This window comes from Pseudomonas sp. ASL3 (assembly GCF_056680425.1).
Genome location: NZ_CM155281.1, coordinates 6,268,188 through 6,283,757 on the forward strand (window position 1 = coordinate 6,268,188; position 15,570 = coordinate 6,283,757).

At 59.4% G+C, this 15,570-nt stretch carries 16 protein-coding genes; 11 read left to right on the forward strand and 5 right to left on the reverse strand.

From position 1 onward, the window contains the following. Window positions 1-53 precede the first annotated feature (53 nt). The 3 genes from AC1MEE_RS28790 to AC1MEE_RS28800 form a co-directional block, all read right to left on the reverse strand. Window positions 54-695, reverse strand: a complete 642-nt coding sequence (locus tag AC1MEE_RS28790; RefSeq protein ID WP_480412825.1) for an NAD(P)H-binding protein — start codon at window positions 693-695, stop codon at window positions 54-56. Between the two features lie 27 nt (window positions 696-722). Then, entirely contained in the window at window positions 723-2,456 is a 1,734-nt protein-coding gene (locus AC1MEE_RS28795) for a C13 family peptidase (RefSeq protein WP_480412826.1), read from the reverse strand. Window positions 2,457-2,606: 150 nt separating this feature from the next. Continuing rightward, window positions 2,607-3,062 (reverse strand): MaoC family dehydratase, encoded by a 456-nt coding sequence (locus AC1MEE_RS28800; protein ID WP_480412827.1) that lies wholly within the window; start codon window positions 3,060-3,062, stop codon window positions 2,607-2,609. A gap of 208 nt (window positions 3,063-3,270) precedes the next feature. Here AC1MEE_RS28800 and AC1MEE_RS28805 point away from each other — a divergent pair, with 208 nt between their 5' ends. The 3 genes from AC1MEE_RS28805 to AC1MEE_RS28815 are packed head-to-tail and all read left to right on the forward strand — an operon-like array spanning window position 3,271 to window position 4,981. Then, window positions 3,271-3,633: a CidA/LrgA family protein gene (locus AC1MEE_RS28805; RefSeq protein WP_480412828.1), complete on the forward strand. Its 363-nt coding sequence runs from the start codon at window positions 3,271-3,273 to the stop codon at window positions 3,631-3,633. Further along, window positions 3,630-4,346, forward strand: coding sequence for an LrgB family protein (locus tag AC1MEE_RS28810; RefSeq protein ID WP_480412829.1), 717 nt, complete (start codon window positions 3,630-3,632; stop codon window positions 4,344-4,346). Before AC1MEE_RS28805 ends, AC1MEE_RS28810 begins: the two co-directional genes overlap by 4 nt. 44 nt (window positions 4,347-4,390) lie before the next feature. Continuing rightward, window positions 4,391-4,981 (forward strand): LON peptidase substrate-binding domain-containing protein, encoded by a 591-nt coding sequence (locus tag AC1MEE_RS28815; protein WP_480412830.1) that lies wholly within the window; start codon window positions 4,391-4,393, stop codon window positions 4,979-4,981. Window positions 4,982-5,014: 33 nt separating this feature from the next. On the opposite strand, the gene AC1MEE_RS28820 is transcribed toward AC1MEE_RS28815, so the two are convergent. After that, window positions 5,015-6,331: a bifunctional DedA family/phosphatase PAP2 family protein gene (locus AC1MEE_RS28820; RefSeq protein WP_480412831.1), complete on the reverse strand. Its 1,317-nt coding sequence runs from the start codon at window positions 6,329-6,331 to the stop codon at window positions 5,015-5,017. A 3-nt stretch (window positions 6,332-6,334) separates the two neighbouring features. Beyond that, complete coding sequence (locus tag AC1MEE_RS28825; protein ID WP_480412832.1) at window positions 6,335-7,030, reverse strand: DNA-3-methyladenine glycosylase; 696 nt, start codon at window positions 7,028-7,030, stop codon at window positions 6,335-6,337. Window positions 7,031-7,372: 342 nt separating this feature from the next. Between AC1MEE_RS28825 and AC1MEE_RS28830 the strand changes: the two genes are divergently transcribed. The 8 genes from AC1MEE_RS28830 (at window position 7,373) to AC1MEE_RS28865 (ending at window position 15,410) form a co-directional block, all read left to right on the forward strand. Continuing rightward, a complete protein-coding gene (locus tag AC1MEE_RS28830; protein WP_480412833.1) occupies window positions 7,373-8,647 on the forward strand; it encodes a glutamate-5-semialdehyde dehydrogenase in 1,275 nt (424 codons plus the stop codon). 76 nt (window positions 8,648-8,723) lie between these two features. Then, window positions 8,724-9,383 (forward strand): nicotinate-nucleotide adenylyltransferase, encoded by a 660-nt coding sequence (nadD, locus tag AC1MEE_RS28835; protein ID WP_480416367.1) that lies wholly within the window; start codon window positions 8,724-8,726, stop codon window positions 9,381-9,383. Window positions 9,384-9,441: 58 nt separating this feature from the next. Continuing rightward, window positions 9,442-9,849: a ribosome silencing factor gene (rsfS, locus tag AC1MEE_RS28840; protein WP_480412834.1), complete on the forward strand. Its 408-nt coding sequence runs from the start codon at window positions 9,442-9,444 to the stop codon at window positions 9,847-9,849. Between the two features lie 9 nt (window positions 9,850-9,858). After that, a complete protein-coding gene (rlmH, locus tag AC1MEE_RS28845; RefSeq protein ID WP_002555336.1) occupies window positions 9,859-10,326 on the forward strand; it encodes a 23S rRNA (pseudouridine(1915)-N(3))-methyltransferase RlmH in 468 nt (155 codons plus the stop codon). 18 nt (window positions 10,327-10,344) lie between these two features. After that, window positions 10,345-12,240 (forward strand): penicillin-binding protein 2, encoded by a 1,896-nt coding sequence (gene mrdA, locus AC1MEE_RS28850; protein WP_480412835.1) that lies wholly within the window; start codon window positions 10,345-10,347, stop codon window positions 12,238-12,240. 31 nt (window positions 12,241-12,271) lie between these two features. Continuing rightward, window positions 12,272-13,375, forward strand: coding sequence for a rod shape-determining protein RodA (gene rodA, locus AC1MEE_RS28855; protein ID WP_480416368.1), 1,104 nt, complete (start codon window positions 12,272-12,274; stop codon window positions 13,373-13,375). Between the two features lie 17 nt (window positions 13,376-13,392). Further along, window positions 13,393-14,403, forward strand: coding sequence for a lytic murein transglycosylase B (mltB, locus tag AC1MEE_RS28860; protein WP_480412836.1), 1,011 nt, complete (start codon window positions 13,393-13,395; stop codon window positions 14,401-14,403). Continuing rightward, the gene (locus AC1MEE_RS28865) at window positions 14,403-15,410 is read left to right on the forward strand and encodes a septal ring lytic transglycosylase RlpA family protein (protein ID WP_480412837.1); all 1,008 of its coding nucleotides are present in this window, start codon (window positions 14,403-14,405) and stop codon (window positions 15,408-15,410) included. Before mltB ends, AC1MEE_RS28865 begins: the two co-directional genes overlap by 1 nt. The last annotated feature ends 160 nt before the right edge of the window (window positions 15,411-15,570 follow it).

The following is a 15,570-nucleotide window of genomic DNA, read 5'->3' on the forward strand; positions in this document are numbered from 1 at the left end:
CCCCAGTTTGCTGTGCGACAGCGCCGCGTCGAAGACGGGGTGGAATCTCTGGCTTACTTGCCCAGCTTGCTCAATTCTTCCGCTTCGACGATCCGTAGCCCGTCCTGTTCCTCCAGCGCCAGGCGCCACAGGGCCCGCGCGAGGCAGCAGGCTTCGATGCCACGGTATTTACCTGGAATCAGTTTCGCCAATGGCCCTGCGAGTTGTTCGGCCAGGCGCTGTTCGGCGCGTTCGCCAAGCAATAGCGATGGCCGGGCGATGGTCAGTTGCGGCCAATCCTGAGCTATGAGCGCATATTCCATTTGGCCTTTGATCTTGCTGTAGAAAATGCTGGATCGCCGATCAGCATTGACTGCGCTGATCACCACCAGATGCCGCGCCCCGAGTTCGCGAGCTCGCTTGCCAAAGGCCACCACCATATCCAGATCGATAGCGCGAAAAGCGTCCTGTGAGCCAGCCTTTTTGATCGTGGTGCCCAGGCAGCAAAAGGCGATGTCCACGCGCCCGCTCAAGGTCGGGAGTATTTCAGTCAGCTCACCCACCGGGTTTTCCAGGCGTGGGTGTTCCGACAGCGGGCGTCGGGTCGGCGCCAGGACGCGGCTGACCGTCGGTTCGTTGAGCAAGCGATCAAGCAGATGCTCACCGGTCAGGCCGGTGGCGCCAGCGAGCAGGATGTGTTGAGGCGTCAAATACATAGTGTTTCTCCCCTGATACGGTGCAGTTTAGTGGCTGCCCGGGGTCTTTGCTTCCTTGCTGATCAAAGATGTGTTGAGCGCACGTTCTGCCTGACGCTTGCGCAGCTGTTGCCAGTGCGCGAGAACTCCTTTGGGGGCCCAGATTTGTGGCTCCGATGCTTCGAAGTTGTCGCTGATCTCGCGGGCTGCGACATAGGCCTTGGCCTGGTTGAACGCCTGTTGCAGATCGTCTGTTTCGACGAGCGCTTTGGCGAACAGTGCGTCGCCAAAGTAAGTGAAGTCGGCCTCTTCCGAGCAGCCAAAAGATACCCGGTCCGCGCGCGAGGCGGTGATCACCACGGTTTTGTCGTCTTTGAGCGCAGGAATAAAGCCACCGGAATAACAGGCGGAAATCACTATGATCTTGTCGCGATTCTTTAGCGGCGCGAGGACCGCCGCCAGTTCATCGGCGGGCAGGTCGCTCAACTCCAGGCGCGGTTCGTCCAGTACCAGTTCATGGTCATGGGTGCCGTGACTGGTCAGGTAGATGAACACCAAATCTTCCGGCCCACTGCGTTGCGCCAGTGTCTGCACCGCGCGGCTGATGCTTTCGCGGGTCGCCAGTGGTCGGTCGTTCATGTGGTCGCGATGATTGACCAGACTGATCTGCCCGTAGGCGCCGAAGCGCGTGGCCAGCAGGTTATTGACGTAATCCGCTTCGCGCATGAACACGCTCTGCTTGCCGTCGCCGGCCACGACCAGGCTGTACAGCTCGACGGCGGGCGTCGAGGCAGGTACGGCGGCCAAGGCTTTTTCCAGCAAGGGGCCCTGAGCGAGCAACCCGACTTCCAGCGAGTCCGGCAATAGTTTGCCTTGTGCGTCACGCACCCGTTGGCCATTGGTCCAGATGCCGCTTTGTACGCTGCCATCGGCGAGGGTCAGAATGCCCTTGCCTTCATAGGTGTCATTGGCGAACTGGCCTTGATAGGAACTGCCATCGACCAGGCGCAAGTAACCTTCGCCCGAGAAATGCCAGTTGCTGAACTGACCCTGGTAATGGCTGCCGTCGGTGCCGATCAATTCGCCTTTGCCGCTGAGCGTGCCGTCCTTGAACTGCCCGACCCAGACGTCACCGTCGCTGTTTTCGTAGCGGCCTTTGCCCTGCAGCTGATTTTCGTGAAAGCCGCCAACGTATTGATCGCCTTCGGCGCTGTTGAAGCTGCCGTTGCCTTCCAGTTGACCGTTGACGAATTTACCGCTGAATTGATTGCCGCTGGCGTCGCTGCGCTGGCCTTCGCCATTGGGTTTGCCGTGGGCGAACAGGCCTTGATACTGGCTACCGTCATCCAGTTCGAGATGACCAAGACCGTCATATTGGTCGGCCTTGAATTCGCCTCGGTAAGTCACGCCTGGCTCTTTGAGCGTACCTTCACCTTCGCGCCGGCCCAGTTTGAAGCCGCCGACATAACTGCCCGTGCTCGTGGTCAACGTGCCAAAGCCATGGAACAGGCCGTTCTGGAACTGGCCGCGGTAGACGTCGCCGTTGCTGGCGTGCCATTCACCGTCGCCATGCCACTGACCATTCTGAAATTGCCCGGCATACCAGCTACCATTGGGGTAGTCGACCCGGCCCTGGCCTTGCAGCAGACCATTGACCACATCGCCGCGATAATGACCGCCGTCTGGCAGCCGCGCGTCGGGGGGCGACAGCGGTTCGCCGTCGCCGCAAGCAGCAAGTAAGAGAATGAGTGCCAGTGGGGCAAATGGGGCGAACGCGCGCATGGTAGATCCCGAAGATAAAATTCCAGGCGTGTTGAAGGCGTCCCTGAACAAGTCGCTTTCACACAGCCACGGGGAGTATGCCGCAGCTATGTGGTTGCTTTATAGAGGCAACGAAACAGCCAGTTGCAGCTGTTTCGTGTTTTAGCGGTTTTAGATGAAGCACAACGATAGCGGTTCAGCGATGTAGGCCGGCTTTTCCTGGCCTTCGATTTCCAGCGTGGCCGTGGCTTTGAGCAGCCATTGGCCGGGTTTCTTTTCAATGACTTCAGTCATGGCAACTTTCAGGCGAACCCGTGAGTTCACTTTTACTGGCTGGATAAAACGCACGCTGTCCAGACCATAGTTGACAACCATTTTCAGACCTTCAGGCACCACCAACAGGTCTTCCATCAATTTTGGCATCAGCGATAACGACAGAAAGCCATGGGCGATGGTGCTGCCAAACGGCGTATTCGCTGCTTTTTCAGGATCGACGTGGATGAACTGAAAATCGCCGGTGGCCTCGGCAAACAGGTTGATGCGTTCTTGATCGATGGTAAGCCAATCGGAACATCCCAGTTCCTTGCCTGCATAGTTCTTGAGCTCTGCAACGGGTACAAACGGCATGGATACTCTCCTTGTTGTCATCGGATTCTTTGTGAATGCAGCTGTAGTGTTCAGCCACTAAGTGCGTCGGATTTTTTAACCGCGCCAAGGCCTAAGATCATCACGTGGCGTAGGGATGGTCAAGGATGTATGCCTTTGGCGAATGCTGATTTATCAGCCATTCCGACTGCATGCCTATAATGGCGCCGCGAATCTGCAGGAGTTTTTTATGTTGCTACGAGGCCTGACATGGCTGGTCCTATTCCAATTGGTAGGGACCTGGCTCAATCACCTGTTCTTGCCGATACTGCCCGGGCCGATTATCGGGCTGGTGTTGCTGCTGATTTTTCTCGTGGTGCGTGGGGAAGTCGATGAGCCAGTGAGCCTGGCAGCCAGCAGCCTGTTGCGTTATCTGCCGCTGCTGCTGGTGCCGCCAGCAACAGGAGTGATGGTCTACGCCGCCGATATTGCCGCTGATTTCTGGGCCATTGTCGGCTCGTTGGTGTTGTCGTTGCTGCTGTCCCTGGCCTTCGTTGGCTGGCTGATGCAGGTGTTGATCCTGCGCCAGTCGCGGCGCCGGGAGCCTTCATGAGCCTGGACTGGAATGGCGCCTGGAGCGCGGTGATCCATCATCCGCTGTTCGGCATCGCCACTACTCTAGGCGCGTACCAGTTGATGCTGGCGGCCTACGAAAAAACCCGCTGGATATTTCTGCAGCCGGTGCTGATGTCGATGCTGATCGTGATCGGTATTCTGGTCAGTTGCGGCCTGAGCTACGTCGAGTACCGCAAAAGCACGGAAATCCTCAGCATTCTGCTGGGCCCTGCGACCGTGGCGTTGGCAGTGCCGCTTTATCTGAACCTGCGGCGTATTCGGCAATTATTCTGGCCGACCTTTACTACCCTAGTGGTGGGTGGCGTGCTGGCGACGTCACTGGGGGTGACGCTGGGCTGGCTGTTTGGCGCCGGGCATATGATTCTGATGACCATGGCCCCCAAGTCGGTGACGTCGCCGATTGCCATGCTGGTGGCCGAGCAGATTGGCGGTGTCGCGCCGCTGGCGGCGGTGTTCGTTTTGATTACCGGAGTGATCGGCGCAATTTTCGGCCCCGGTCTGCTGTCTATTCTGGGAGTGAGTAATCACGCAGCGCGCGGCATGGCTCTCGGCTTGACCGCTCACGCCGTCGGCACCTCGGTGGCGTTGCAGGAAAGTGAGGAGTGTGGCGCGTTCGCGGCGCTGGCAATGAGTTTGATGGGCGTCGCCACGGCGGTATTCCTGCCGTTGGCGGTTACGCTGGTGGTTTAAGAGTGCTGGTCATTTAAAAGCTCGGATCGTTTAAGGAAGACTTTATGATTTTGCCGTTATTTCCCCTCAACGCGGTGCTGTTTCCAGGGTGCATGCTTGATTTGCAGCTGTTTGAAGCGCGCTATCTGGACATGATCGGCCGCTGCATGAAGCAGGGCGAAGGCTTTGGCGTGGTGTGCATTCTTGACGGCGAAGAAGTCGGCCAAGCCCCTGATGGCTATGCGCTGATCGGTTGCGAGGCGTTGGTGCGTGATTTTCAACAGCAGGAAAACGGCCTGCTGGGGATTCGCGTGGAAGGTGGCCGGCGCTTCCGCGTGGTCAGCACCGACGTGCAGCGCGATCAATTGATCCTGGCGCAGATCGAGTGGCTGGATGAGCTGCAAGAGCATCCATTGCAGGACGCAGACGCCGATCTGGTGGCCTTGCTTGCCGCGTTGGCCGAGCATCCGATGGTCGCTGCGCTGAACATGGGGGTAACGGCCAGCGGGCAACAGTCGCTGGCCAATCAGTTGGCCTATCTGCTGCCGTTCACTGAAGAAGACAAAATCGAGTTGCTGGAGCTCAGTGACGCTCAGCAACGGCTGGACGCGATCCAGGACTTGCTCGATGAAATGCAGGGCAACTTGCTGCCCTGACCGATCAGCTCATCGCGTGCAAACCACGGGCATTCAGTACTGATAACGCAGGACGGCTTGGGACAAGGAGTTCAGCGCGAAGAAGCCGAACAGGGAGAGCAGCGCCGGTAGCATCACCCACCACACCCGCGCCGGCATGGCCTGGAGCGGCTCTTGGCGCTGGATGAAGGTCAGGCTGGCCGCGCAGACACAGAACGCGAGCATGGCCCCGGCCAACACGTCAGTCGGCCAGTGCACGCCCAGATAAACCCGTGACATGGCAATCGACAGCGCTGGAATGCAGCCCAGCAGCAGCCACGTCAAACGCAAGCGCACCGGTTGGCCGCGCCCGGCCAATACCGCCAGCACCATAAACAGCACAAATGACGCCGAACTGTGGCCGCTAGGCATGCTGTAACTGGTCAGCGGGTCGATCAGTACATCGGGGCGTGCGCGGGCGGCGGCCCATTTCACGACGGTATTGCCCAGCGCCGCACCCAAGGTTGCAGCGCAGGCAAATATCGCTTGCCGCCATTGTCGGGTTGCCAGCAACAGCGCGAGTAACAGTGCGGCGGCTGCAAGCTGGGTCTTGAAGTCTCCGAGCTGGGTGACCATGACCACGAACGTATCGGCGGCTTTGCTGCGATGTTCCTGCACCAGTGTCATCAAGCCCTGATCGAAGTGCGTCAGGTACGGCCAGCCCAGGAACAGCCCGGTGAGCATCAGCAGGCTCAACAGGGCGATCAGTTGGGTGGCGTAACGTTTACCGTGCGCGCTGCTGTAGATACTTAAACCCAGCAATACCGCGACCCCGCCAGCCATCACCCCGGCCTGTGGCCAGAAACCCTCAGGGAGTGGCAAACGAATGGCTGCGCCAGTGGCCCAGCCTGGAAGCAGATAAACGACGGACCAGCCGGCGCCGGCGATTACGCTGACCGCCGCAAAGCGCGGGAAGGGCATGTCGCACATCCCCGCGACCATCGGCAGCATGGGCCGCAACGGCCCGATAAAACGTCCGACCAGCAGACTGGCGATGCCGTAACGCTGGAAGTAGAGTTCCGCGCCGCCGATCCATTCCGGGTGATGTCGCAACCCCGGCAGGCGGCGGATGTTCTGATGGAAGCGCCTGCCGAGGAAATACGACAGACCGTCGCCGAGCAAGCCGCCACAAAATCCCAGTAAAAGTGTTTCACCCAGTGACAAGGCGCCACTGCCGGCCAGTACCGCGATGGCAAACAACAGCACGGTGCCCGGCACGATGATCCCGGCGATGGCCATGCATTCGAGGCAGGCCACCAAAAAAATCGCCAGACCCAACCATGAAGGGTTGGCCGTGAGCCAGCCGGTAATGCCGTCGAGCCATGGGCCCATGTTTCAGTGTCCTTGCTCGAGTAAAAAATAATCGTGACCTTCGACCTGACCACGTCGCAACGGGTTCCGCGTGCAGAATTGGGCGTAGACAGCGTCGACGAAGCGGTACATCAGGTGTCCATCGCGGCCGTCGGGAATGCCCAGGCGGGTGGTTTGGATAATCTGTTTGGGTGCCGCGCCGACATCCTCGACGAACAACTGCTCCAGATCGAAACGTCTGGCGTCCCAAACCGGGACCTTCAACCCCAGCGCCTTGCACAGCAGCGTCTGGCCGGCGCATAGCCGCTCGGGTGCACGCAGCGCACCCTTGGCGTCCGGGTTGTTCAAGAGCATCTGCGCGAGGCTGTTGGCACCTGAAAACTCGTCGACCCACGGATACGCAGACTTGATCAGCACCGCATTGCCCGGGCCTTCAGCGCTGAAGTTCAGCGAGTCGCCGCCGCGGGCGTAATACATATAAATGTGCCCGCCATCGAGAAACAGTGCCTTGCGTTTTTCGGTATAGCCCAGTGACGCATGGCTGCCTTTTTCAGCGCAGTAATAGGCTTCGGTCTCGATGATCCGTGCCGACAGCCACAACGAATCCTGTGCGTTTCCCAGGCGATGACGAATCACCTTGCCCAGTAGATCGCGGGCGAGCACTTGCGCGTCGCGGTTGAAGAACGAGTCGGGAAGGGCGTTTGGCAGGTGGTCGGACATCGTCGTTTACGCTAAACCGGCGGAGGACAGGGCGCCGATCATAGCAATAACTGTCTTTATCGAAACTGAACGGACGTTTGACCCATATCCCCTGTAGGAGCTGACTTGTCTGCGATAAGGGCCGGAGGACCTTCCAGCGGTGGCGAATTCACCATTTTTGCCAGCGCTTCGCACTGGATCGCAGACAAGTCAGCTCCTACAAAGGGCCGAAGGACCTTCCTGCGACGGCATTTTTGCCCCGACTTTGCACGGCTTATCGACCATCCGCCTGCCACCGCTGTCGTTACACGGGCCCGACAGCTATAATCGGCCGCTTTCCTCTCTGCCAAGACCTCTGAGACCATGACTGAGTCCGTTCTTGACTACATGACCCGTTTGGGTCGCGCCGCCCGCGAAGCTTCGCGAGTGATCGGCCGTGCCAGCACCGCGCAGAAAAACCGCGCCCTGCAAGCCACCGCCGCTGCTCTGGATGAAGCCCGCGCCGAATTGTCTGCCGCCAATGAGCTGGACCTGGCTGCTGGTCGGGCCAATGGCCTGTCGCCATACATGCTCGAGCGTCTGACCCTGACCCCGGAACGCATCGATAGCATGATCGTCGGTTTGCGTCAGGTGACCAGTCTGCCAGACCCCATCGGCGCGATCCGCGACATGAGCTATATGCCGTCGGGTATTCAGGTGGGCAAGATGCGTGTGCCGCTGGGGGTGGTGGGGATTATTTACGAGTCGCGTCCGAACGTGACCATCGATGCTGCGAGCCTGTGCCTGAAGTCAGGCAACGCGACGATCCTGCGCGGCGGCTCAGAAGCCATTCATTCCAACCGTGCCATTGCCGCCTGCATTCAGCGTGGCCTGGCTGCGGCCGATTTGCCGGCTGCCGTGGTGCAAGTGGTTGAAACGACGGACCGCGAAGCGGTTGCGGCGTTGATCACCATGCCCGAGTACGTCGATGTGATCGTTCCGCGCGGCGGCAAAGGGCTGATCGAGCGTGTCAGTCGCGATGCGCGGGTGCCGGTGATCAAGCATCTGGACGGCATTTGCCACATCTATGTCAGCGCCCACGCCGATCTGGTCAACGCCCAAAGCATCTGCTTCAACGCCAAGACCTATCGTTACGGTATCTGTGGCGCGATGGAAACCTTGCTGGTAGACGAGACCGTCGCTGCCGAGTTCCTGCCGCCAATGGCCGCGCAATTGCGCGAAAAAGGCGTCGAGCTGCGGGGTTGCGAACGCACCCGCACATTGATCGACGCTGTGCCGGCGACTGAAGAAGACTGGCACACCGAATACCTTGCGCCGATTTTGTCGATCCTCGTGGTGAGCGGCCTGGATCAGGCGATCGAACATATCAACCACTATGGGTCGCACCATACCGACGCCATCGTCACCGATAATCAGGGGCAGGCCCGGCGTTTCATGGCCGAAGTCGACTCCAGTTCGGTGATGATCAACGCCCCGACCTGCTTCGCCGATGGCTTTGAATACGGATTGGGTGCCGAGATCGGCATTTCTACTGATAAGCTGCACGCCCGCGGCCCGGTCGGTCTGGAAGGCCTGACGTGCGAGAAGTACATCGTGATCGGCGACGGTCATCAGTTGCGTGGCCAGGAGCCTGCCTGACTTGGCCGAGCCTGAAAAGCCTGCTGCCGATGATACGAACACGGTGGTTGAGCCTGCGGTGAAGCAAAGCTCAAGCCTGCCGCGACGTATCGGCATGCTGGGCGGCACGTTCGACCCGGTGCACATCGGCCATTTGCGCGGAGCACTGGAAGTCGCCGAGCTGCTTGAGCTCGATGAGTTGCGCCTGACACCCAGTGCCAGGCCACCTCATCGCGACACGCCGAGTGTCAGCGCGCAGGATCGTCTGGCGATGGTCGAGTGCGCGGTGGCCGGCGTGTCACCTTTGACGGTGGATGACCGCGAGCTGCAGCGGGATAAACCGTCGTACACCATCGACACCCTGGAACTGATGCGGGCCGAGTTGGCCGCAGACGACCAGTTATTCCTGTTATTGGGCTGGGATGCCTTTTGCGGGTTACCGACCTGGCATCGCTGGGAAGAACTGCTGGAGCACTGCCATATCGTGGTGCTGCAACGCCCGGACGCCGACAGCGAGTCCCCCGACGCCATGCGAAATCTGCTGGCGGGGCGCGCGGTCAGCAATCCGAAGGCCCTGAAAGGGCCGGGTGGACACATTACATTCGTCTGGCAGACCCCGTTAGCGGTGTCTGCCACCCAGATCCGCCAACTGCTGGCCAGCGGGAAGTCGGTACGTTTTCTGGTGCCAGACGCGGTACTGGCCTATATCGACGCGCACGGGCTGTACCATGCGCCGAACACTCAGGGGACGCTTTGAAACAGCCTCATCAAATGGCGTTTGAAGTCCCCCTACATACGAGCTGAATGAGTTTTTTATGAAGAAGCAAAAATTGAGTAGCGAAGAAGTGATCAAGGTGGCAACGGCCGCTCTGGAAGACGTCAAAGGTACAGACATTCTGACCATCGACGTTCGCGACAAGACCAGCATCGCCGATTACATGCTTATCTGCACCGGTACCTCCAACCGTCAGCTCAGTGCGTTGGTCGAGAGCGTACGCGACAAGGTCAAGGCCGCTGGCGTGATGCCGCTGGGCGAAGAAGGCAAGGGCGATAGCGACTGGGTGCTGCTGGACCTGGGCGACGTGATCGTTCACGTGATGACCGCTGCTGCTCGTCAGTTCTATGACCTCGAACGTCTGTGGCATGGCGCTGAACAAAGCCGTGCAAGCCATGCAAGCCATGATGCAAATCCGTTTGACCCGATGGCCGGCCATAAAGAGTAAGGGGTCGCTGTGCGTCTGCGTTTGATCGCTGTCGGTTCGCGCATGCCCAAGTGGGTGGAAGAGGGTTGGCATGAATATGCCAAGCGTATGCCATCCGAACTGGCGCTCGAACTGGTGGAAATTCCGCTCAATACCCGAGGCAAGAATGCCGACGTGGCGCGCTTCATCCGTCAGGAGGGTGAAGCCATGCTGGCAAAAGTGCAGCCGGGTGAGCGGATCGTCACGCTCGAAGTACACGGCAAGCCGTGGAGTACCGAGCAGCTGGCGGTCGAACTCGATCGTTGGCGTCTGGATGCGCGCACCGTGAATTTGATGGTCGGCGGCCCTGAAGGGCTGGCGCCGGAAGTCTGCGCGCGTAGCGAGCAACGCTGGTCGTTGTCGCCGTTGACCTTACCCCATCCGCTGGTGCGCATCCTTATCGGTGAGCAGATGTATCGCGCCTGGACAGTCCTGTCCGGGCACCCTTATCACAAATAGTTTGCGCGCCTAACCTAAATGTCTCAGCCGATCCGCCTAAAAGACCACGAGAAAGACGCACGTCTGGTGCGCGGCCGGGTCGTGGTCGGGGCTGTGGCGGTGGTGGTGCTGGTTTGCGTGCTGGTGGCGCGGTTGTATTTCCTGCAAGTCATCCAGTACGAGTATCACTCGACCCTGTCGGAGAATAACCGGGTTCACGTCCAGCCGATCCCGCCGAGCCGTGGGTTGATCTACGATCGCAACGGGGTGGTCGTGGCCGATAACCGGCCAAGTTTCAGCTTGAGCATGACCCGCGAACGTTCTGGCGACTGGGGGCAGATTCTGGACGTCATCGTTGACGTGCTGGAGCTGACGCCTGACGATCGCGTGCTGTTCGAAAAACGCATGAAGCAGGGGCGTCGACCCTTTGAGCCAGTGCCGATCCTGTTCGAGTTGACTGAAGAGCAAATTGCCCGCATTGCGGTCAACCAGTTCCGCCTGCCCGGGGTTGAGGTGGTTGCGCAATTGGTCCGCCATTACCCGCAGGGTGCGCACTTCGCGCATTCGGTGGGCTATATGGGGCGGGTCAACGAGAAAGAGCTCAAAGTGCTCGATCCGGTGAACTACAGCGGTACGCACCATATCGGCAAAACCGGGATCGAGCGTTTCTACGAGCCGGATCTGCATGGCCAGGTCGGTTACGAAGAAGTCGAAACCAACGCCCGTGGTCGGGTACTGCGGGTCCTCAAGCGCACCGACCCGATTCCCGGCAAGGACATCGTCCTGAGCCTTGATATCAAGTTGCAGGAAGCTGCCGAAGCCGCATTGGGCGGCCGCCGTGGCGCCGTGGTTGCCCTCGATCCGGCAACGGGAGAGGTGCTGGCGATGGTCAGTCAGCCGAGTTTCGACCCGAATCTGTTCGTCACCGGCATCAGTTTCAAGGCCTATGCCGAGCTGCGTGATTCCGTTGACCGGCCATTGTTCAACCGTATCTTGCGTGGCTTGTACCCGCCGGGTTCGACGATCAAGCCTGCGGTAGCCATCGCCGGGCTGGACAGCGGTGTGGTGACAGCCTCGACGCGGGTGTTCGACCCGGGCTTCTATCAATTGCCCAACTACGACCACAAATACCGGAACTGGAACCGCACTGGCGATGGCTGGGTCGATCTGGACACGGCGATCATGCGCTCCAACGACACCTATTTTTACGATCTGGCGCACAAGATCGGTATCGACCGACTTTCGTCCTACCTGAACAAGTTCGGTATCGGGCAGAAGGTGTCGCTGGATATGTTCGAAGAGTCGCCGGGGCTGATGCCGTCGCGAGACTGGAAGCGGATAACCCGACGTCAGGCCTGGTTCCCTGGTGAAACGCTGATCCTTGGTATCGGACAGGGCTACATGCAGGCGACCCCGTTGCAACTGGCGCAAGCGACTGCGCTGGTTGCCAACAAGGGTGTATGGAATCGCCCGCATCTGGCGAAAACCATCAGTGGCTTGCCGCCGGTAGATGAAAACCCGATGCCGGATATCGTGCTGCGTGATGCCTCGGACTGGGCAAAGGTCAACCACGGCATGCAACAGGTGATGCACGGGGCGCGCGGTACCGCACGCAAGGCGGCGATTGGCTCGCAGTACCGGATTGCCGGTAAAAGCGGTACGGCACAGGTGGTCGCGATCAAGCAGGGCGAGAAGTACGACCGCTCCAAGGTTCAGGAGCGCCACCGTGACCACGCTTTGTTCGTCGGTTTCGCCCCGGCCGACAACCCGAAAATAGTCGTGGCAGTGATGGTGGAAAACGGCGAGTCCGGTTCCGGCGTCGCTGCTCCCGTGGTCCGCCAGGTGATGGACTCCTGGTTGCTCGGCCCGGACGGCTTGCTCAAACCTGAGTACGCCAGTACCTCAAACGCGGAGGCTACGGCCCGTGAAGAGTAATTTCGACCGCATCCTCTCCAGCGAGGATGTGATGCGCCGTCGCGCCAGCTTCTTGCAACGCATCCATATCGATGGACCGTTGTTGATCCTGTTGCTGACCCTGGCCGCCGGCAGTTTGTTCGTGCTGTATTCAGCCAGTGGCAAGAACTGGGACCTGCTGATCAAGCAGACCACGTCCTTCGGTATCGGCCTGGTGTCGATGTTTGTCATTGCGCAACTCGAACCGCGCTTCATGGCGCGCTGGGTGCCGGTGCTCTACGTACTGGGGCTCTTGCTGCTGGTGGCGGTGGACGTCATGGGCCACAACGCCATGGGCGCGACCCGCTGGATCAACATCCCCGGCGTCATCCGCTTCCAGCCTTCAGAATTCATGAAGATCATCATGCCGGCGACCATCGCCTGGTATCTGGCCAAGCGTACGTTGCCGCCGCACTTGAAGCATGTGGCGTTGAGCCTGGGGCTGATCGGTCTTCCGTTCATTCTGATCGTGCGCCAGCCGGACCTCGGCACCTCATTGCTGATTCTGGCGTCGGGGACCTTCGTGCTGTTCATGGCCGGCCTGCGCTGGCGCTGGATCATCAGCGTGCTCACCGCTGCCGTTCCGGTGGCCGTCGGCATGTGGTTTTTCTTCATGCACGACTATCAGAAGCAACGGATCCTGACGTTTCTCGATCCGGAAAGTGACCCGCTAGGCACCGGCTGGAACATCATTCAGTCGAAGGCGGCGATTGGTTCGGGCGGAGTATTTGGTAAGGGCTGGTTACTGGGGACTCAGTCGCACCTGGACTTTTTGCCGGAAAGCCACACCGACTTCATCATCGCCGTCTTGGGCGAAGAGTTCGGCCTGGTAGGCATTTGCGCCTTGTTGCTGATCTATTTATTGCTGATCGGGCGGGGTCTTGTGATCACTGCTCAAGCGCAGACGCTGTTTGGCAAGTTGTTGGCCGGCAGCCTGACCATGACGTTTTTTGTTTATGTTTTCGTCAACATCGGTATGGTCAGTGGCCTGTTGCCGGTTGTAGGTGTTCCATTGCCATTCATTAGCTATGGCGGAACTTCGCTGGTAACGCTGCTGTCAGCGTTTGGGGTTTTGATGTCGATCCATACCCATCGCAAGTGGATCGCACAGGTTTGATTAAGGTGAACAACTCAATGCAAGTAGTGCGTAACTGGGCTGCTCGATATGCTCCGTTGGTCGGCCTGGTGGGCATTCTTGGTTTGGCGCAGGAGGCGACCGCAGGCGATTACGAAGGCTCGCCGCAGGTGGCTGAATTCGTCGGTGAAATGACGCGTGACTATGGCTTTGCCGGTGAACAATTGATGGGTGTGTTCCGTGAAGCCGAGCGCAAACAGGCGATTCTCGACGCGATTTCTCGGCCGGCCGAACGGGTCAAACCGTGGAAGGAATACCGGCCGATGTTCATTACCGATGCGCGTATCGCTCGCGGTGTGGACTTCTGGCGTCAGCACGAAGCTGTTCTGGCACGTGCCGAACAAGAGTATGGCGTACCGGCTCAAGTGATCGTTGCGATCATCGGTGTGGAGACCTTTTACGGCCGAAACACCGGAAATTACCGCGTAATAGACGCCTTGTCGACGCTGAGCTTCGACTATCCTCCGCGTGCCGACTTCTTCCGCAAAGAGCTGCGCGAGTTCCTGTTGCTGGCGCGTGAAGAGCAAGTCGACCCGCTGACGCTCAAAGGTTCGTACGCCGGGGCCATGGGTTTGCCACAGTTCATGCCGAGCAGTTTTCGCGCTTATGCCGTGGATTTCGACGGTGACGGCCACATCAATATCTGGACCAATCCGGACGATGCGATTGGCAGCGTCGCCAGCTATTTCAAACGTCACGGTTGGGTCGCTGGTGAGCCGGTAGTCAGCCTGGCGTCGGTGCGCGGTGACCGTGTCGACGAAGGTTTGAGCCCCGGAATCGATCCGGTAATGAATGTCGGGGAGTTGCGAGCGTTGGGTTGGTCGAGTCATGATGCGCTGCGCGATGATATGCCGGTGACCGCTTTCCGTCTGGAGGGTGAAAATGGCCCCGAGTATTGGATGGGCCTGAAGAATTTTTATGCAATCACGCGCTACAACCGCAGCGTGATGTACGCCATGGTCGTACATCAGCTGTCTGAGTTGTTGGTTCAAGCACGGGGCGTCAAGTAATGCGGGCATTGCAGATACGCAAACCACTGAAGTTCATGGCCTTCGCGGCCCTGGCGATACTGGTGGCCAGTTGTTCGACCAGCCGCTCACCGCAGAGCAACACTGTGCGTTCGACGCCCGGTCTGGATATCAATCGTGCGCACAAAGATGGCGCGCCGTGGTGGGACGTCGATGTCTCACGCATTCCGGATGCCGTGCCGACCTTGCACAACGGCCCCTACAAGGCCAACCCGTATACGGTGCTGGGCAAGACCTATTTCCCGCTGACCGACTCCAAGCGCTATGTCGCGACGGGCACGGCGTCCTGGTATGGCACCAAGTTCCACGGGCAGGACACCGCCAACGGTGAGAAATACGACCTGTACGGCATGAGTGCCGCGCATAAGACCTTGCCGTTGCCGAGTTATGTCCGGGTGACCAACCTGGACAACAACAGAAGCGTGATCCTGCGGGTCAATGACCGTGGGCCGTTCTACTCCGACCGGATCATCGACTTGTCCTACGCCGCCGCGAAAAAGCTCGGTTACGCCGAAATCGGCACCGCACGGGTCAAGGTCGAAGGTATCGACCCGCAGGAGTGGTGGGCGCAGCGTGGACGTCCGGCACCGTTGATGCTGGATGAACCACAGGTCACGGCCCAGGCCGCGCCACCCGCGTTCACCGCTTCCACCGGGACCATCGAGCAATATACGCCGCCGCCCCAGCAGCACGCGGCAGCGGTTTCGCCGATACAGATCGACGCAAAAAAAAACGCTTCCTTACAAGCCTCTGGGCTGTATCTCCAGGTGGGCGCCTTCGCCAACCCGGACGCTGCGGAACTCCTGAGGTCGAAACTGAGCGCAATGGTGCAAACCCCAGTGTTCGTCAGCCCGACAGTACGCAGTCAGCAAACGCTGTACCGAGTACGGATGGGGCCGGTAAACACGCAGGGTGAAGCCCAGCAGTTACAAGCCAGCATCAGATCCGCCAATCTTGGCCAGCCACACGTGGTGATGTCGGATCAGTGATTTAACGCTGGTTGATTCAGGGACGATGTGCCGTTGCTTGTCCGACGGGGACTTGCCGACAGAGCAAGCGATACAAGCAACTTGTCACAGAACAGTCTGAATACTCGGGCTGTTCTGTCAGCCAGGGATAAAGCCTGGCGCCAAAGACCGGATGAGCGCG